This is a genomic window from Phenylobacterium sp., from assembly GCF_036502675.1.
Taxonomy (GTDB): domain Bacteria; phylum Pseudomonadota; class Alphaproteobacteria; order Caulobacterales; family Caulobacteraceae; genus Phenylobacterium.
The window spans coordinates 1-17721 of the sequence record NZ_DASXYF010000140.1 but is presented as its reverse complement, the minus strand read 5'-3'; the positions used below and the strand labels follow the sequence as shown (position 1 = coordinate 17721).

At 71.3% G+C, this 17721-nt stretch carries 20 protein-coding genes; 13 read left to right on the top strand and 7 right to left on the bottom strand.

Annotated features, from left to right (window positions below; all coding sequences use genetic code 11):
* Window positions 1–184 precede the first annotated feature (184 nt).
* The 5 genes from VGL30_RS17950 (at window position 185) to dxs (ending at window position 4938) form a co-directional block, all read left to right on the top strand.
* Window positions 185–1108 carry a histone deacetylase family protein gene (locus VGL30_RS17950; protein ID WP_331541394.1) on the top strand — a complete coding sequence of 308 codons (924 nt, stop codon included), beginning with the start codon at window positions 185–187 and terminating at the stop codon, window positions 1106–1108.
* A 48-nt stretch (window positions 1109–1156) separates the two neighbouring features.
* The gene (locus VGL30_RS17945; RefSeq protein WP_331541393.1) at window positions 1157–1774 is read left to right on the top strand and encodes a histidine phosphatase family protein; all 618 of its coding nucleotides are present in this window, start codon (window positions 1157–1159) and stop codon (window positions 1772–1774) included.
* A 91-nt stretch (window positions 1775–1865) separates the two neighbouring features.
* Window positions 1866–2108, top strand: a complete 243-nt coding sequence (locus tag VGL30_RS17940) for an exodeoxyribonuclease VII small subunit (protein WP_331541392.1) — start codon at window positions 1866–1868, stop codon at window positions 2106–2108.
* Entirely contained in the window at window positions 2108–2989 is an 882-nt protein-coding gene (locus VGL30_RS17935; RefSeq protein WP_331541391.1) for a farnesyl diphosphate synthase, read from the top strand. Before VGL30_RS17940 ends, VGL30_RS17935 begins: the two co-directional genes overlap by 1 nt.
* A 29-nt stretch (window positions 2990–3018) precedes the next feature.
* Window positions 3019–4938 (top strand): 1-deoxy-D-xylulose-5-phosphate synthase, encoded by a 1920-nt coding sequence (gene dxs / locus VGL30_RS17930; RefSeq protein WP_331541390.1) that lies wholly within the window; start codon window positions 3019–3021, stop codon window positions 4936–4938.
* A gap of 34 nt (window positions 4939–4972) precedes the next feature.
* Here dxs and VGL30_RS17925 read toward each other — a convergent pair whose 3' ends face one another.
* The 5 genes from VGL30_RS17925 to flgF all read right to left on the bottom strand — a co-directional run bounded on the left by VGL30_RS17925 (window position 4973) and on the right by flgF (window position 8583).
* Complete coding sequence (locus VGL30_RS17925; protein WP_331541389.1) at window positions 4973–5476, bottom strand: hypothetical protein; 504 nt, start codon at window positions 5474–5476, stop codon at window positions 4973–4975.
* Between the two features lie 63 nt (window positions 5477–5539).
* Window positions 5540–6280 carry a flagellar basal body L-ring protein FlgH gene (gene flgH / locus VGL30_RS17920; protein WP_331541388.1) on the bottom strand — a complete coding sequence of 247 codons (741 nt, stop codon included), beginning with the start codon at window positions 6278–6280 and terminating at the stop codon, window positions 5540–5542.
* Between the two features lie 14 nt (window positions 6281–6294).
* The gene (flgA, locus tag VGL30_RS17915; RefSeq protein WP_331541387.1) at window positions 6295–7041 is read right to left on the bottom strand and encodes a flagellar basal body P-ring formation chaperone FlgA; all 747 of its coding nucleotides are present in this window, start codon (window positions 7039–7041) and stop codon (window positions 6295–6297) included.
* A 1-nt stretch (window position 7042) separates the two neighbouring features.
* Window positions 7043–7831, bottom strand: coding sequence for a flagellar basal-body rod protein FlgG (flgG, locus tag VGL30_RS17910; RefSeq protein ID WP_331541386.1), 789 nt, complete (start codon window positions 7829–7831; stop codon window positions 7043–7045).
* 14 nt (window positions 7832–7845) lie between these two features.
* Window positions 7846–8583: a flagellar basal-body rod protein FlgF gene (flgF, locus tag VGL30_RS17905; RefSeq protein ID WP_331541385.1), complete on the bottom strand. Its 738-nt coding sequence runs from the start codon at window positions 8581–8583 to the stop codon at window positions 7846–7848.
* A gap of 227 nt (window positions 8584–8810) precedes the next feature.
* Here flgF and VGL30_RS17900 point away from each other — a divergent pair, with 227 nt between their 5' ends.
* The 5 genes from VGL30_RS17900 to VGL30_RS17880 are packed head-to-tail and all read left to right on the top strand — an operon-like array spanning window position 8811 to window position 14991.
* Window positions 8811–9404, top strand: coding sequence for a flagellar basal body-associated FliL family protein (locus VGL30_RS17900; protein WP_331541384.1), 594 nt, complete (start codon window positions 8811–8813; stop codon window positions 9402–9404).
* A 30-nt stretch (window positions 9405–9434) separates the two neighbouring features.
* Complete coding sequence (gene fliM / locus VGL30_RS17895) at window positions 9435–10517, top strand: flagellar motor switch protein FliM (RefSeq protein ID WP_331541383.1); 1083 nt, start codon at window positions 9435–9437, stop codon at window positions 10515–10517.
* A complete protein-coding gene (locus VGL30_RS17890) occupies window positions 10514–11044 on the top strand; it encodes a DUF6468 domain-containing protein (RefSeq protein ID WP_331541382.1) in 531 nt (176 codons plus the stop codon). Before fliM ends, VGL30_RS17890 begins: the two co-directional genes overlap by 4 nt.
* Window positions 11041–12054 carry a MotE family protein gene (locus VGL30_RS17885; protein ID WP_331541381.1) on the top strand — a complete coding sequence of 338 codons (1014 nt, stop codon included), beginning with the start codon at window positions 11041–11043 and terminating at the stop codon, window positions 12052–12054. Before VGL30_RS17890 ends, VGL30_RS17885 begins: the two co-directional genes overlap by 4 nt.
* 3 nt (window positions 12055–12057) lie before the next feature.
* Window positions 12058–14991 (top strand): tetratricopeptide repeat protein, encoded by a 2934-nt coding sequence (locus VGL30_RS17880; protein WP_331541380.1) that lies wholly within the window; start codon window positions 12058–12060, stop codon window positions 14989–14991.
* Window positions 14992–15169: 178 nt separating this feature from the next.
* Here the strand turns inward: VGL30_RS17880 and fliP are convergent, their stop codons facing one another.
* On the bottom strand, window positions 15170–15967 hold the full coding sequence (gene fliP, locus VGL30_RS17875; RefSeq protein ID WP_331541379.1) for a flagellar type III secretion system pore protein FliP: 798 nt from the start codon (window positions 15965–15967) through the stop codon (window positions 15170–15172).
* Window positions 15960–16262, bottom strand: coding sequence for a flagellar biosynthetic protein FliO (locus VGL30_RS17870; RefSeq protein WP_331541378.1), 303 nt, complete (start codon window positions 16260–16262; stop codon window positions 15960–15962). Before VGL30_RS17870 ends, fliP begins: the two co-directional genes overlap by 8 nt.
* A gap of 100 nt (window positions 16263–16362) precedes the next feature.
* Between VGL30_RS17870 and flgB the strand changes: the two genes are divergently transcribed.
* Genes flgB through fliE form a run of 3 tightly spaced genes read left to right on the top strand, consistent with a single transcriptional unit; the run spans window position 16363 to window position 17520 of the window.
* A complete protein-coding gene (gene flgB / locus VGL30_RS17865; RefSeq protein ID WP_414695049.1) occupies window positions 16363–16776 on the top strand; it encodes a flagellar basal body rod protein FlgB in 414 nt (137 codons plus the stop codon).
* Between the two features lie 11 nt (window positions 16777–16787).
* Entirely contained in the window at window positions 16788–17207 is a 420-nt protein-coding gene (flgC, locus tag VGL30_RS17860) for a flagellar basal body rod protein FlgC (protein ID WP_331541376.1), read from the top strand.
* A gap of 10 nt (window positions 17208–17217) precedes the next feature.
* On the top strand, window positions 17218–17520 hold the full coding sequence (gene fliE, locus VGL30_RS17855) for a flagellar hook-basal body complex protein FliE (protein WP_331541375.1): 303 nt from the start codon (window positions 17218–17220) through the stop codon (window positions 17518–17520).
* Window positions 17521–17721 lie beyond the last annotated feature (201 nt).

Here is a 17721-nt window from a genome sequence, read left to right as displayed (position 1 = left end):
CCAAGCTGTCAGTTGTGCTCACAGAGCGCCGTAGAAAAGCTATCGACGCAACGCTTCAAGATGAACTCGCGGTCACGGGCCGCGCCGACCGGGAAGTCGTATTCGCCGGCCTTCCGGAAGCCCGCGCGGGCGTAAAGGCGCCGGCGTCACTGGATAGGCGGGCGTTTCGGGGTAGGATGCGGCCATGACGGTCGCGCTCTACACCCACGCCGACATGTTCGACCACCGTCCAGGCGCCGGCCACCCCGAGCGTTCGGAGCGGCTGGGCGCGGTGGTGGACGCCCTGAACGACGCCAGCGACCTGGACCTGGAATCGCGCGACGCCCCGTTGATCGAGCCGGAGGACCTGCACCGCGTGCACCCGGCAGCCTACGTCGATTCCATCCGCAAGGCCGCGCCGGCCAGCGGACGGCTGATGCTGGACGGCGACACCTTCATGTCGCCCGGCAGCCTGCGGGCGGCGCGGCGGGCGGCGGGGGCGGTGACGGAGGCTGTCCGCGCGGTGGCCAGAGGCGAGAGCGAGCGGGCCTTCTGCGCGGTGCGCCCGCCCGGCCACCACGCCGAGCCGGACACCCCGATGGGCTTCTGCATCTTCTCCAACGTGGCCGTGGCCGCCCGGGTGGCGCAGGCCGAGGGGTTCGAGCGGGTGGCGGTGGTGGACTTCGACGTCCACCACGGCAACGGCACCGAGGCGGTGTTCGCCGGTCAGGAGGGCCTGTTCTTCGCCTCGATCCAGCAGTGGCCGCTGTGGCCCGGCTCCGGCCATCCGTCCCAAGTCAGGCCCGCCAACATCGCCAACGCCGTGGTGGCGCCCGGCGCGGCGCGCGAGGCGTGGCGCAAGGCCTTCGAGAGCCTGATGCCCAGGGTGGACGCCTTCGCCCCGGACCTGATCCTGATCTCCGCCGGCTTCGACGCCCATGTCCGCGATCCCATCGCCGCCCAGCAACAGTTGGAGGAGGCGGATTTCGCCTGGGCGACGCGGGCGATCCTGGAGACGGCGCGGGCCCATGCCGGCGGCCGGGTTGTGTCGTCGCTCGAGGGCGGCTACGACCTTGAAGCTCTGGGCCGCTCGGCGGTTGCGCATGTGCGGGCTCTTTCGGGGGAGTGAGACGGGGCGGTTCGCGATGCTTGCGCGGGCTGGCGCCCCTCGGATGAAATGGCCGACACCTTGACTGTCGAGCTGCCCGTCGCGCCCGCGGCCCGGTCGGGCGCGGTGATCCTGGCCCGGCATGGCGAGCCGGCGATCTCGCGAAAGGTGCGGTTGAGCGCCGAGGAATACCGCAGGTTCTGGACGCGCTACGAGCTGAGCGGCATCGTGCAGGGCCACGCGCCGCCGCCGCTGCTGCAGAAGTTCGTGGACGACGCAGGCGTGGTGATCGCCTCGACGCGGCTGCGCTCGATCGAAAGCGCCCAGGCCCTGGCGCAGGGCCGCGAGTTCACCCGGGAGGCCCTGCTGGTGGAGGCGCCGCTGCCGCCGCCGAGGCTGCCCGCGGCCATCCGCCTGTCGCCGCGGATCTGGGGATTCCTCGCGCGCTGGTGGTGGTGGTTCTTTAACCACCACGAGGGCGCCGAGACCCGCCGCCAAGCCGAGGCGCGGGCCGACCAGGCCGCCGCCATGCTGGCGGAGATGGCCGCTTCGGGCCGGGACGTGGTGGTGCTGGCGCACGGCTTCTTCAACTTCATGATCGGCCGGTCGCTTCGCCGGATGGGCTGGCGGATGACCGCCAGCCAGGGCTTCAAATACTGGTCCACGCGCCGCTTCGAGCGGCCCTGAGGCGGCGGTCCTGCGCCCGGCGCCGTCTCGCCCGTTGCGGCGGTGGGACGGTCTCTTTAGGTTGGCGCCCGACGCCCCCGCGAGGATCTCCATGGCCGACGCCGCCGACATCGCAGGCCTGAGCTTCGAGCAGGCGCTGGCCGAACTGGAGCGGATCGTGGCCGAGCTGGAGTCCGGCCAGGCGCCGCTGGAGCGCTCCATCGAGATGTATGAGCGCGGCGCCGCCCTGAAGGCGCACTGCGAACGGCGGCTGGAGGCGGCGCGCCTGCGGGTGGAGAAGATCATCGTCGGCGCGCAGGGCGCGCAAGGGACAGAACCGGCTGAGTTCAACTGATGACCTCGCTGGGGCGACGGGTGTCGGAAACCGCGGACCTGGTCACCGTGGCGCTGGACGAGCTGTTGCCCCGCGCCGAGGGGCCGGAAGCACGGCTGACCGAGGCGATGCGCTACGCGGCCCTGGGGCCCGGCAAACGGCTGCGTCCGTTCTTCGCGCTGGAGACCGGCCGGATGTTCGAGCTGGAGGAGCGGCCGGTGCTGCGGGCCGCCTGTGCGCTGGAGTGCGTGCACGCCTACAGCCTGATCCACGACGACCTGCCGGCCATGGACGACGACGACCTGCGCCGCGGCCGGCCGACGGTGCACAGGGCCTATGACGAGGCCACCGCCATCCTGGCCGGCGACGCCCTGCAGGCGGCGGCTTTCGAGATCCTGGCCCACGCCGACACCCACGCCGACGCCGCCGTCCGCGCGGACCTGGTGCTGCGCCTGGCGGTGGCCGGCGGGGCGCGGGGAATGTGCGGCGGCCAGATGATCGACCTGCTGGGCGTCAAGGACGACCTGGGGGCGGTGGCGCGGATGCAGCGGCTGAAGACCGGGGCGCTGATCGCCTGCGCCTTCGAGATGCCGCTGACCATGGCCCGCGCGGGCGACGGGGAGCGCCACGCCCTGCTGGCCTTCGCCCAAGACCTGGGCCTGGCCTACCAGATCGTCGACGACCTGCTGGACGCCGAGGGGGAGGAGGCGCTGCTGGGCAAGAAGGCAGGCAAGGACGCCGGGCGCGGCAAGGCCAACTATGTCACATTGCTGGGCGCGGCGGCGGCGCGCGACCGGCTGGCGCTGCTCACCGACCAGACCAAGGCGCACCTAGATCCGTTCGGCCGGCGCGCCGAATTCCTGCGGGACAGCGTGGATTTCGTGCTAGAGCGCCGCAGCTAGGAAGCCCAATAGCAGTGTTCGTTCCTTACATGCCTGTGACGCCCCTGCTCGACACCATATCCAGTCCTTCCGACATGCGGGGCCTGACGGTTCCCGAGCTGAAACAGCTCGCCGACGAGCTGCGCGCCGAGACCATCGACGCCGTCTCCGAAACCGGCGGACACCTGGGCGCGGGCCTGGGGGTGGTGGAGCTGACGGTGGCGCTGCACCACGTCTACGAGACGCCGAAGGACATCCTGATCTGGGACGTGGGCCACCAGGCCTATCCGCACAAGATCCTCACCGGCCGGCGCGGGCGGATCCGCACCCTGCGCCAGGGCGGCGGGCTGTCGGGCTTCACCCGCCGCTCGGAAAGCGAATATGACCCGTTTGGGGCGGCGCATGCGGCCACCTCCATCTCGGCGGCGCTGGGCTTCTGCGCGGCGCGCGACCAGGCCGGCCGCGACAACAAGGTGGTGGCGGTGATCGGCGACGGTTCGATGAGCGCCGGCATGGCCTATGAGGCGATGAACAACGCCTGCGAGACCACCAAGCAGCTGACCGTCATCCTCAACGACAACGACATGTCGATCGCCCCGCCGGTGGGCGGGATGAGCGCCTACATGGCCCGGCTGGTGTCGGGCGGCGGCTACCGTTCGATCCGGCGCCTCGGCAAGTCGATGGCCGGCGCCCTGCCCAGGCCGCTGAAGGAGGCCGCCCGCAAGGCCGAGGAATACGCCCGCGGCATGGTCACCGGCGGCACTTTCTTCGAGGAGCTGGGCTTCTACTACGTGGGTCCGATCGACGGGCACGACATGGACGCCCTGGTCCATGTGCTGCAGAACGCCCGCAACATCGTCGACAAGCCGGTGCTGGTCCATGTGGTCACCCACAAGGGTAAGGGCTATGCGCCGGCCGAGGACGCCGAGGACAAGCACCATGCGGTGGCCAGGTTCGACGTGGTCACCGGCCAGCAGGCCAAGGCCAAGGCCGTCGCCCCCAGCTACACCAAGGTGTTCGCCACCGAGCTGATCCGCCAGGCGGAGATGGACCCGAAGATCGTGGCCATCACCGCGGCCATGCCTTCGGGCACCGGCCTGGACCTGTTTGCGCAACGGTTTCCGCAGCGGTGCTTCGACGTGGGCATCGCCGAACAGCACGCGGTGACCTTCGCGGCCGGCCTGGCGGCCGACGGCATGAAGCCGTTCGCCACCATCTATTCCACCTTCCTGCAGCGCGGCTACGACCAGGTGGTGCACGACGTGGCCATCCAGCGCCTGCCGGTGCGCTTCGCCATGGACCGGGCCGGCCTGGTGGGCGCGGACGGGGCGACGCACGCCGGCTCCTTCGACATCGGCTTCATGGGCGCGCTGCCCGGCATGGTGCTGATGGCGGCGGGCGACGAGGCGGAGCTGGCGCGGATGGTGGCCACCGCCGCGGCCATCGACGACCGGCCGAGCGCCTTCCGCTATCCCAGGGGCGAGGGCGTGGGGGCGGCGATTCCCGACGACGCCCAGCCGCTGGAGATCGGCAAGGGCCGCATCGTGCGCGAGGGGACCGCGGTGGCCATCCTGTCGTTCGGCGCGCGGCTGGCCGAATGCCTGCAGGCCGCCGACCTGCTGGCGGCCCGCGGCCTGTCGGCCACGGTGGCCGACGCGCGGTTCGCCAAGCCGCTGGACGTGGAGCTGATCCTGCGGCTGGCCCGCGAGCACGAGGCGCTGATCACCGTCGAGGAGGGGGCGATGGGCGGCTTCGGCGCCTTCGTGCTGCAGGAACTGGCCGAGCGGGGCGCGCTCGACCGCGGCCTGCGGGTGCGGACGCTGGCCCTGCCGGACATCTTCCAGGAGCACGACAAGCCCGAGGCCATGTACGCCGAGGCCGGCCTCGACGCCGAGGGCGTCCTGCGCGCGGCGCTCGCGGCGCTGGGCGCGGACAACGTCGCGGCGGCGGCGCGGGGCTGGCGGGCGTAGGGGGCCGCCAAGCCGGTTCCAAGGCGCGGCGCCGCTACCGGCAATAGCCCAGGAACGCCCGCAGCATGCCGCCGGGCACGGGTGGGGCTTCGACACCTTCGTGCAGGACCGTGACCCGGATGACCGCGGTCTTGCGGAAGGCGCCGATCACCGGGGAGGCGGTGGAGATCTCGGTGACGATGGAGGAGCCGCCGTGCTCGATGTCCGGGGCGACGCGGCCGGGTAGGCTGGCGGCGGCGGCGCCGGCGGAGACGGTGACGGTGGCCGGGCGACGGATGTCCACCGGCGTGGCGGCCGGCATGTCGGCGTCCTGCGGCTCGGTCAGGCGCACCGGGCTGGCGGCGACGATCCGGATCTGGCCGGAGCGCCTGGCGCACAGGTAGCCCAGCATCTGGCCGTCGGACATTGGGGAGGCGTAGCGCAGCGCCGCCTCGCCATCCTTGGGCAGGGCGACGGTCCAGACGCGGCCGTCCTGGGCGCCGGCGGGTCCGGCGGCGAGGGCTGCGAGGAGCGGAACGAGCAGGCGGAAGCATCGCATGGCCGCAGCCTAGGCCCATCAGGATGAACGATTTCCGATCAGGCGGCGCGCCGCCCGCGGCGGTCAGAACGGAGAGAAGCGCTCCACGAGCGACTGGCCGGCCGGAACCTTCTGCACCCGGCTGATGTCGCCGCGGCCGCCGTAGCTGATGCGGGCTTCGGCGATCTGGGTGTGGCGGATGGTGTTGGCCGCGGAGATGTCCTCGGGCCTGACGATGCCGGCGACGGTGAGCTGGCGCAGCTCGTTGTTGGTGCGCACCTCCTGAGTGCCCTGGATCACCAGGTTGCCGTTGGGCAGCACGGCGGTGACCACCGCGGCGATGGTCAGGCTGATCTTCTCCGCCCGGGTCACCGAGCCCGATCCGGCGTTGGAGCTCTTGGAATTGGTCTCCACGGCGTTGGCGGGGTCGAAGCCGCCCGGCAGGATCTTGCCCAGGCTGGATTCGAGACCCAGGAAATGCGGCACGCCGGCGGTCACGCCGGCGGCGCGCGAGCTGGCCGAGGAGTTGGAGGTCTTGGCGCTGTCGTCGATATCGATGTTGACGGTCAGGATGTCGCCGACGCGGCCGGCGCGCTGGTCGATGAAGAAGGCGCGCGCGCCGGTGCGCCACAGCGAGTTGGCGCCGGCCGGGGAGGGCATCGGCTCGCGCGCCGAGGCGGCCAGCGGCAGCACCTGCTGGTCCTGCGGCACCAGGGCGGCGGGATAGCCCACCGGCGTCAGGTTCGGGCCGTGCACGGCCTCGCTGACGGTGGAGCAGGCGGCGAGCGGAACCACGGCGACGAGAACGAACGGGGCGAGGCGCATGCGGGCGGCTTTCTTCAACGGAGCGCGTAGCGGGGATGGCGGGCGGCCTGGAAGCGGTCGGCCGCGGGTCCGACCAGCGCCTGGCCGGGGCCGGTGACCAGCGCCTGGACAGTCTTCTTGGAAGCCGGGTTGAGCACGGCCACGGTGTCGCCCACTGCGGCGCTGGCGGCGGCCTTGCCCTGCAGGGCGAGGGTCACGCCGTCGTTCTGGTAGGTGACGGTGACCGGATCGCCCGCCTTGACCACCAGGGCCGCGGCGAGGTCGCGCCCCTGCGCCGGCGCGCCGGCGCGCAGGGGCCGGCGGGCGGCCATGCCCACCGCCTGGTCGGCGTCGCCGACGGCGTCGGCGGGGGCGGCGGCGACCTTGGCCCAGACCAGGTCCTGCGGCTGCAGCACCTCGCCGGCGTTGAGGTTGCGGGCGTAGGTCAGGATCTCGACATTGCCTTTCGCCGCGGCGCCGACGCCGGCGTCGGCGGGGGCGGCGGAGCGGACGATGAGCCGGCGGTAGCCCTCGGCGTTAGGCCAGTCGAGGCCGGCGCGGCGGGCAGCCGCCTGTACGGCGCCGGCGTCGAGCACCACGGTGGCGCCGGGCTTGGCGGCGACGGGAACCCGGGCGGCGGCGCCCGCGCCGTCGAACAGGTCGCCAAGGGTGACCATGCCGTCGTCGTCGACCGGCGCGGCCTTCAGGGCGACGGGCGCGCCGGCCAGGGCGGGCGTGGCCAGGGCGAGGGCGGCGAGCAGGGGGACGAGGCGGCGGGTCATCTTACGACTTGATCTGGCTGGTGACGGACAGCATCTGGTCGGCGGTGGAGATCACCTTGGAGTTCATTTCGTAGGCCCGCTGGGCGACGATCAGGGCGGTGATTTCGCTGACCGGGTCGACGTTGGAGGCCTCGGTGTAGCCCTGCAGCAGGCCGCCGATGCCGGTGGAGCCGGGCACGCCGGTGGTGGCCGGGCCGGAGGCGCCGCTTTCCTTCAAGAGGTTGCCGCCGATCGCCTCCAGGCCCGCGTCGTTGATGAAGGTGGCCAGCTCCAGCTGGCCGACGGTCTGCGGCGCGGTCTGGCCGCTCTGGGAGACCTGGACCTGCCCGCTCTTGGAGATCGAGATGCTGGTCACGCCCTGCGGGATCGTGATCGCCGGCTGGACTTGGTAGCCGTCCTCGGTGACCAGCTGGCCCTGGTCGTTGGTGGAGAGGTTGCCCGCCCGGGTGTAGGCGGTTTCGCCGGAGGGCATCAGCACCTGGAAGAAACCGCGGCCGTCGATGGCCAGGTCCAGGTTGTTGTCGGTCCGCGTCATCGAGCCTTGGGTGGTGATGCGGTAGGTCGAGCCGGCCTTGACGCCGGCGCCGATCTGCACGCCCGTCGGCACGATCGTGCCCTGGTCCGAGGACTGGGCGCCGGGAGTGACCAGGGTTTGGTAGAGCAGGTCCTGGAACTCGGCGCGCTGCCGCTTGAAGCCAACGGTATTCATGTTGGCGATGTTGTTGGAGATGACTTCGACGTTGAGCTGCTGGGCCGCCATGCCCGTGGCGGCGGTGCGAAGAGCCTGCATTGGCTAGACTTTCCTTATTGTACGCGGCCCATCCGCTCGATCGAGCGGCGGGAGAGGTCGGCTTCGGCGTCCATCATGTGGCTGATCTGCTCGTAGGCGCGGCTCACCTCGATGAGCTTGGTGATCTCGGTGATCGGCTTGACGTTGGAGTTTTCGAGCATGCCCTGGCGGACCAGGGCGTCGGGGGCCGCCGCCGGTGGGGCGTTGGCGGTGTTCTTCAACAGGTTGTCGCCGGATTTCTCCAGCACCGACAGGTCGTCAAAGCGCACGACGCCGATCTTACCGACCCGCTCGATTCCCTGGCTGATCGTGCCGTCGGCGGCGATGACCACCGGCCCCTTCAGCGCGTCGAGGGTGATCTCGCCGCCGCCGTCGCCCTGCACGGGCTGGCCGCCCTCGGTGACCAGCTTGCCCAGGTCGTCCAGGCGGAAGCGGCCGTCGCGGGTGTAGCGGTCGCCATCGGGCGTGGTGACGGCGAAGAAGCCCTTGCCCTCGATGGCCAGGTCCAGCGGCGCGTCGGTGCGGCGCAGGCTTCCCTGGCCGAAGTCGCGGGCCACCCCGTCGCCCAGCACGAACTTGACCGGATTGGGCGCGCCCAGCGTCCGGGCGGGGCCGGCCGGGTCGGTCTTCAGCATCAGCCCTTCGACCTTGAAACCGCTGGTGTCGGCGTTGGCCAGGTTGTTCGCCGCGATGTCCAGCTCCCGGCGAAGGGTGATCTGGCGCGACAGGCCGACGAATAGGGCGTTGTCCATCCGATTAAGGCCTGAGCCCCCCGCTGCGACACTTTCAACGCTCAACGCCTGCAACCTTCGGGCCAGTCTGAAACACCAAGGATTTCAGTGAAAAAGACGGTTAACGACCGCCGTGGGGCGGATTTTGCCGGGCAGGTTTCGGCCTCCGTTAACGGGCGTTAAAAACCGATCCTTAACCAACCGCGCGCGAAGGGTGGGAAGACGTAGGACTCTAAGGAATCGCGCGCGTGTCCAAGGACAAGGTGAAAGAGGCGCCCGAGGAAGCGCCCGCCGAGGGCGACGAGGGCGAGGCCGGCGGCAAGAAGAAGCTGCCGATGAAGATGATCATCATCGCCGGCGCCGCGGCGCTGGTGGTGCTGGGCGGCGGCGGGACGGCGGCGTTCCTGTTCCTCAAGCCGAAGCCCGACGCGGCCCATGCCGAGAAGGGCCACGAGAAGAAGAAGGAAAAGAAGGCGAAGGGCGGCCACGACAAGAAGGGCGGCGAGGCGGCCAACAATATCAAGGAAGGTCCCGACGGGGTGATCTTCTACACCATGCCGGACATCACGGTGAACATGCAGACCGCGGACGGCAAGCCGACCTTCCTGAAGCTGAAGCTGACCCTGGAGCTGCCGGACGAAAGCGCCGTGGAGACGCTGGATCCGAACATGCCCAGGCTGCAGGACATGTTCCAGACCTTCCTGCGCGAATTGCGCCCCGAGGACCTGTCGGGCAGCCAGGGCAGCTATCAGCTGCGCATGGAGATCCTGCGGCGCGTGAACCTGGTGATCGCCCCCGGCAAGGCCAACGCCGTGCTCATCGAGGAGATGCTGATCAACTAGGGGCCCTCAGGGGCCCCTGGCGCAGACGCCATGGCAGACGCAAACGAACCCGAAGCCGACGTTGCAGCCGCCAGCGGCGCCGACGCGCCCGCCTGGAGCCCCGGCGAGGGCGAGGGGGGCGAGGCCGGCTCCGAACGGATCCTCAACCAGGACGAGATCGACAGCCTGCTGGGCTTCGACCTGTCGGACGACGACGCGGGCGAGCGCACCGGCATCCGCGCGATCATCAACTCGGCGCTGGTCTCCTACGAGCGGCTGCCGATGCTGGAGATCGTCTTCGACCGGCTGGTCCGGCTGATGACGACCAGCTTGCGCAACTTCACCTCCGACAACGTCGAGGTGAGCCTGGACAACATCTCGTCGATCCGCTTCGGCGACTACCTGAACTCGATCCCGCTGCCGGCGATCCTGTCGGTGTTCCGGGCCGAGGAGCTGGACAACTACGGCCTGCTGACGGTCGATTCCAACCTGATCTACTCCATCGTCGACGTGCTGCTGGGCGGACGGCGCGGCACAGCGGCCATGCGCATCGAGGGGCGGCCCTACACCACCATCGAGCGGGTGCTGGTGCAGCGGATGGTGGAGGTGGTGCTGGCCGACGCCCAGGCTGCCTTCGAGCCGCTGACCCCGGTGAGCTTCGTGCTGGACCGGCTGGAGACCAACCCCCGCTTCGCCGCCATCGCCCGGCCAGCCAACGCCGCCATCCTGGTGAAGCTGCGCATCGACATGGAGGACCGCGGCGGGCGTATCGAACTGCTGCTGCCCTACGCCACCCTGGAGCCGATCCGCAAGATGCTGCTGCAGCAGTTCATGGGCGAGAAGTTCGGCCGCGACAACATCTGGGAAGGCCACCTGGCCACCGAACTCTGGACCACCCAGCTTGAAATCCGCGCGGTGCTGGACGAGCGGCCGGTCAGCCTGAAGGAAGTGCTGAACTTCCGGGTGGGCGAGACCCTGATGCTGAACGCCACCCCCGACAGCGCCATCGAGCTGCGGGCCGGCGCCATACCCCTGACCCGCGGTCGCATGGGCCGCCGCAACCAGAACATCGCCATCCGCGTCGACGCGCCGCTTTCCACCGGCGCCCGGCAAGCTCTCCAGAGGTTGAAATGAGCGCCATCGCCATCACCCTGAACCTGCTGCTCGCGATCCTGCTGACAGCCGCGCTGGCGATGGGCTGGCGGCTCAACCGCCGGCTGATCGTGCTGCGCGACAGCCACGAGGGCTTCGCCAAGGCGGTGGGCGAGCTGGACCAGGCCGCCCAGCGGGCCGAGCAAGGGCTGGCCGACCTGCGCGCCGCCACCGACGAGGCCACCGACCTGCTGGCCGACCGCATCGAGAAGGCCCGGGCGCTGACCCAGAAGCTGGAGCGCCTGACCGACCGGTCGTCGCCGTCCCCCGCCGCCGCTCCGGCGCCCCGCGCGCGGGAGATGGACCTGGAGCTTGAGCTGAGCCGGCCGCTGGAGCCTGGCCGCCTGGGCGCCCTGATGGGCGGGGCCCGTACGCCGCGGCCGCGTCCGACCCCGCCGCCGGTGCGCCGCGAGCCGCTGGCGGCCCGGCCCCGCGCGCCGGAGGACGACCTGTTCGACGAGCCGGTCGGACGCATGCCGATCAGCGCCATGCTGGGTGCGCGCCGATGAGGAACGTGCCGCGGATCCTGCCGCTGTTGGGCGTCGCCGTGGGCGGCGTCCTGGCGATCAACGCGCTCTCGGGCGCCCGCGCCCTGCCGGACCTGCTGTCCGGCGCGCGGGCGTTTGCGGAGGACGTCGCCAAACCCGACCGGCCCGCGAAGAAGGCCAAGGCCGGCGAAGCGGTCAAGTCCGGCGAGACGGGCGAGGGGACGCCGGCCGACACGGGCGACGCCCAGGACGCCACCACCAAGGCCGCCCTGCCGACGCCGACCGTCAAACCGGTGGCCGTCTGCGCGCCCACCGCCGCCGAGCTCGCCAAGGAGGCGGGGCTGTCGCCGGCCGAGCTGCAGGTGCTGCAGAGCCTGGGCGTGCGCCGCGGCCAGCTGGACCAGCGCGAGCAGCAGCTCGACGTGCAGCTGGCGCTGATGGCCGCCGCCGAGGCCAAGCTGGACGCCAAGGTCCGCGCCCTGACCGGGTTGAAGACCGACATCAAGGGCTTGCTCGTCCAGGCCGACAGCCACGAGGACGAGGAGATCAACCGCCTGGTGAAGGTGTTCGAGGCGATGAAGCCGAAGGACGCCGCGCCGCGGATGGTGCTGCTGGAGGATTCCGTGCGCCTGCCGATCGCCGCCAAGATGAAGGAGCGGGTGCTGTCGGCGATCCTGGCCCAGATGCCGCCTCCCGAGGCCAAGCGGCTGACCGAGTCCCTTGCCCGGCGCTTCACCGCCGCCCAGAAGCTGGCCGCCGATGCGACCGCCCAGGCGCAGGCGCCGATGAGCGCCGCCGCCGCGGCGCCGGCCCTGGCCGCCGCCGCGGCCGCGGCGCCCGCCAAGGCCGCGCCGGCGAAGGCCGCGCCCAGGAAGACCGCCCAGGCGGCCAAGCGTCCCGCGCTCAAGAAGGCGCCAGCCTCCGCCCGGGCCGCCAATGTTCCGGCCCCCGCACCGCCCGCCGCCCCGGCTGCGCCCGTCGCACCCCCTGCACCTCCCGCGGCCGCTGCGCCGGCGGCGAAGGCCGGCTAGACGATGCGCCTGAGGCGCGCCCTTCGCGGCGGCGTCGCGGCCGTCTGCATCGGCGGGATCGCGGCGCCGACCGCCGTCGCGCCGCCCGCCGCGGCCGCGGCCAGCGCGGGGCTGGACGTGCGGGTAGCCCAGGCGCGCGACTTCTCCCGCGTGGAGTTCCGCGGCGCCGGGCGCCCGGCCGTCAAGCGCGACGGCCAGACGCTGACCTTCACCTTCGGCCGCGACGGCGATCCGGACATCTCCCGCCTGCGCGTCTCGCCACCCCGGTGGATCAAGACCGCCGAAGCCCGCCACGGCGGCGGGCGGCTGCAGGTCGTAGTGACCCTGGCCGACGGCGCCGACGCCGTTTCCGGCGAGGCCGACGGGGCGACCTTCTTCAACGCCTTCCAGAAGGCCGACCCGGCGGCGGCGGCGTCCGACCCGGCCAAGGCCGCGGCGGCCCCGCAATCGGCTGCGGCGGTGGAGCCCGAGCCGCAGCGGCCCAATCCGATCCCGGCCGGCGGCGTGGTGCGCATGCAGGCGGCGGTCACCAAGAGCGACGTGATCCTGAGCTTCCCGTGGGCGGCGCCCAACGGCGCGGCGGTGTTCCGCCGCGGTGACGCGGTGTGGGTGGTGTTCGACGCGCCGGCGGCGATCGACGTCTCCAGGGCGCCGCGCGGCGTCAGGCAGTTCTCGAGCCTGCGGGCGGTGCGCGGCGCCGACTATGCGGCGGTCCGCATCGCCGCCCCGCGAGAGGTTCCGGTCTTCGCCAGCGCCCAGGGCTCGGTGTGGAGCATCACCCTCGGGCCCGCGCCGCAGGACGGACGGACCGTGTTGACGGTGGGCCGCGACGACGCGGGCGGGCCGGCGGCGCTGCAGGCCGCGGTGGCCGGGGTGACGCGGATCGTGCGCGTGGCCGACCCCGTCGTGGGCGACGACTTGCCGGTGGTGACCGCGCTGGGGCCGCCGAAGGGCCTGCCGTCGCGGCGGGAGTTCGTGCAGGTGGCCTTCCTGCCCTCCGCGCAGGGACTGGCCATGGAATCCTATGTGGACGACCTGACGGTCAGCCATGACGGGGACCTCGTCCACGTGGGCCGCCCTTCCGGCCTGGCGTTGTCGCCGGCCTGGGCGATCCAGGCCAAGGCCGGCGCCGAGCTGGGCGCGCCGCAGGCCGCCGCCATGCCGGCGCTGGTCGACGAAGCGGCCTGGTCGAAGACCGGTTCGGGCGGCTTCATGTCACGCTACGAGGCGCTGCTCGACGCCGCCGGCGAGGAGGCGGGCAAGGGCGACAAGGCTCCGGTCGGCGCGCGGATGGCCATGGCGCGCTTCCTGGTGGGCTCGCAGCTCTCGTTTGAGGCGATCGGGTTGCTGAACGATCTGGCCCGCGCCAAGCCCGGCGTGATGGACGACCCGGAGTTCCGCGGCCTGCGCGGCGTCGCCCGGGTGATGGCCCGCCGCTACAAGGAGGCGCAGGCCGACTTCTCCGCCCCGGTGCTGGTCGACGACCCGTCGAGCGCGCTCTGGCGGTCCTACATCGCTTCGCAACTCGCCCAGTGGACCGAGGCGCGCCAGCAGTTCGGCGCCGGGGCCGACGCCTTCAGCCAGTTCTCGCCCCTGTGGAGGGCCCGCTTCGCCCGGGCCGACGCGCAGGCCGCGCTGGCGCTCGGCGACCTGGACGGGGCCGGGTCGCGGCTGTCGCTGTCGCTGGCCGAGAAGACCGACGCCGGGGAGGAGCTGGCCTCGCGCCTGCTGCAGGCCCGCCTCGCCGAGGCGCAGGGGCAGAAGCGGCGGGCGCTGGGCATCTACCTGGCGCTGATCCGCGCCCCGCAGGAGAGCCTTTCGGCGCCGGCGCTGCTGCGCGCCACCCAGATCAAGCTGGAGACCGGCGCGATCACGCCCGCCCAGGCGGCGCAGGTGTTCGACGGCCTGCGCTACCGATGGCGCGGCGATTCCACGGAGCTGGAGACCATCCGCACGCTCGGCCAGCTCTACCTGTCGCAGGGCCGCTATCGCGAGGCGCTGGAGGCGCTGCGCTCGGCGGGCGTGCGGCGGACCGACCTGCCGGAGGCGCTGCAGTTGCAGACCGACCTGGCGGCGGCGTTCCGCGGTCTGTTCCTCGACGGCCTGGCCGACGGGCTGCAGCCGGTGCAGGCGCTGGCGCTGTTCTACGACTTCAAGGAGCTGACCCCGATCGGCGCCGACGGCGACCTGATGGTCCGCAAGCTGGTGCGCCGGCTGGTGGACGTGGACCTGCTGGACCAGGCGGCCGAGCTCCTGCGCTACCAGGTGGACAACCGGCTGGACGGCGTACCGCGGGCGCAGGTGGCCACCGATCTCGCCGTCATCTACCTGATGGACAAGCAGCCGGAGAAGGCGCTGGAGGCGATCAACGGCTCGCGGACCACCGTGCTGCCGTCGGCGCTGAACGCCGAGCGGCGGCGGATCGAGGCGCGGTCGTGGACGGCGCTGGGCCGGTTCGACAACGCGCTGGAGATCCTGGGCAAGGACGCCTCGCCGGACGCCAACGACCTGCGCGCCGAGGTGACCTGGAAGGAGAAGGACTGGGCCGGCGCGGGCGCGGCCTACGAGAAGGCGCTGGGCGACCGCTGGAAGGCGGGCGGAGTGCTCTCCACCGACGAGGAGGGCCGGCTGCTGAGGGCCGGGGTGGCCTATAGCCTGGCCGGCGACGCCGCCGCGCTCGCGCGGATGCAGCAGCGCTACCAGGGCTTCTACGACCAGGCGCGCAGTCCGGACGCCCTGCGGGTGGCGCTGACCGGCGAGCCCAGCGGGCGGCTCAGCGTCGCCGACTTCGGCCGCGTCACCGCCGACAACGAGGCCTTCGCCGGCTGGATGCAGAAGATGAAGCAGCGCTTCCGCCAGCCGCCGGCCCCGGCTGCGCCCACCAAACCGACCCCGCCGGTGAAGCAGGCCGCGGCGAACGCGCCGGCGAAGGGGTAGGGGAGTTCCGCTCTCTTACGGGAGAGTCTGCGGCAAACTTGATAGAAGTCGTCCACGAACCTCACGAACCACGAAGAGGGGATAGCGAATCTGTCGATGCGCGCTTCAAGCGCCATCCAAGCCGTTGGAAAAGCCTGAGCCGTCTCGCTTGTTCGTGAGGTTCGTGGAAAACCAGGACCTACCCACCCCCCGCGCCGTGGTGGAAGCTTTCCACCAGGCTGCCGCAGACCAGCCGCCAGCCGTCCACCAGGACGAAGAAGATCAGCTTGAACGGCAGCGAGATCACCACGGGCGGCAGCATCATCATCCCCATGCTCATCAGCACGCTGGCGACGACGAGGTCGATGACCAGGAAGGGCACGAACAGCAGGAAGCCGATCTCGAAGGCGCGCTTCAGCTCGGAGATCATGAAGGCGGGCGTGACCACCTGCAGCGGGGTCTCGGCGACGGTGCGGGGCCTGGGCGTCTTGGAGAGGCGGACGAAGAGCGCGAGGTCCTCGCGGTCCACCTGGCTCAGCATGAAGGTCTTCACCGGCGCGCCGGCGGCTTCGAAGGCGGCGGGAAGCTCCATCTGCTGGTCGAGCAGGGGGCGTATGCCCTCGTCGTAGGACTTCTGCAGCGTGGGTCCCATGACGATGGCGGTGAGGAACAGCGACAGCGAGACGATCACCGCGTTGGGCGGGCTCTGCTGCAGGCCGAGCGCGGTGCGCAGCAGCGACAGCACCACCACGATCCGCACGAAGGAGGTGGTCATGATGACGATGGAGGGCGCCAGCGACAGCACCGTCATCAGGCCGACGAGCTGGACGACGCGCTCGGTGAGCCCCGCGCCGGTGCCCAGGTTGATGTTCACCGCCTGGGCCGCGGCGGCGGCGGGGAACACCAGGCTGCCCAGGGTGATCAGGGCCGCCATGATCCCGGCGGTGCGCCAGTCCTGGGCGGGGAGGGTGCGGACGGCGCGGATCAGCTCACGCATCGGCGGCCTCGGTCGCGGGGGGCTTTTTCGCACGGGACGGGGCCGGCGGCGGCAGGACCTGGCCCTCGCCCAGCAGCAGCAGCCGCTCCTGGCCGTCGCAGGAGACCAGCACGATGCGGCGGGAGGGGTCGAGGACCAGGCTCTCCACCACCGCCAGGCGATGTTCCCTGCGGGTGGGGGTGAAGCGGGCCAGGGCGTCGGGCCCGAAGCGGCGGAGGGCCACGGCGCCCAGGCCGACCAGGCCCAGGGTCACGGCGAGGGCGAAGGCCGCCCGGGCGAAGTCGGTGAAGTCCATGGCGTCTGGCTGCTTTTTGCGGCGCGAATTTGCCTATCGCCCAAGGGTTTGCCGCAAGGGTCTTAAGGAGCGATTAACCCTATTTGTTCACCATGTCCGCATGGACCTTGGCAGTATTCCGCTGTTCTCGATGTTGCGCGGCCGGCTGGGCTACCTCAGCGAGCGCCAGCGCGTGGTCGCCGAGAACGTGTCCAACTCCGACACCCCGGGATATTCTCCCAACGACCTGAAACCGTTCGCCTTTTCCGTATCTGGAAGCGGCGCGGCGAATGGAGCGGCGGTGGCCCAGAGCGTCACCCAGCCCGGACACATGGTCGCGCCGAACGCGAAGCGGCCGGGGATCAAGACGTTCCGCACCCACGATTCGGAGACGACCCTCGACGGCAACTCCGTGGTGCTCGAGGAAGAGATGATGAAGATGACCGACGCGCGGATGGACTACGACGCGGCCATCAGCTTCTATCAGAAGTCCCTCAACATGCTGCGCCTCGCCGCCAAGGCGCCGGGCCGCTAGGGAGGGCGTAGATGGCCGACATCAAGAGCGTCGGGAGTTCCCCCCAGCTCATCGCCACCTCGGCGTTGCGCGCCCAGCAGGCGCGGATGCGGGTGATCGCCGAGAACCTAGCCAACTCCAACTCCACATCGCGCGCGGCGGGCGGCGATCCCTACCGCCGCCAGGTGGCGGTGTTCCGCCCGGACAAGACGGCCGCCGGGACGGGGGTGAAGGTGGCCCGCGTCGAGTCCGACCGCAGCGACTTCAAGACCGAGTACGAGCCCGGCCATCCTTCGGCCGACGCCAAGGGCTATGTGAAGATGCCCAACGTCGATCCGCTGATCGAGGCGCTGGACATGCGCGAGGCGCAGCGGGCCTACGAGGCCAACCTGAACGTCATCGAGACCGCCCGGGCCATGGACCAGCGCACGCTGGACCTTCTGAAGAAGTAGGGGCCGAGGCATGATCACGCCCCTGGCGGTCGCCAAGGCCTACGCCGCCGCCCAGAGCCAGGCCGGGGGCGCCGCCGGCGCCGCGGAGCCCGCCGGCGGCGGCTTCGCCGACCTGCTGAAGTCGGCGATGAACGACGCCGTCCACGCCTCGCGCAACGCCGAGACCCAGATGGTCAAGCAGGTGCAGGGCAAGGCCGAACTGATCGACGTGGCCACCGCCATCTCCGCCGCCGAGACCAGCCTGGAGACGGTGATGGCCGTCCGCGACCAGGTGATCAGCGCCTACCAGGAAATCATGCGGATGCCGATCTAGGCGCGCCGTCCGGACTCTCACGGCGCATCAGCGATCATAACGACGCCATCCGTCCGCGGCGTGGCGTGGTGTGGTGGCGGTGTTGGGCTGTGGTTGTCCAGAAGGGGGTGTTGGGTGAGCAAGGCGGCGGCAAAGCGGCCTGGGCGGCGGTTTTATTGGCCGCTGCGCCATCTTTTCGCCCAGGGCTGCGTCTGAGACACG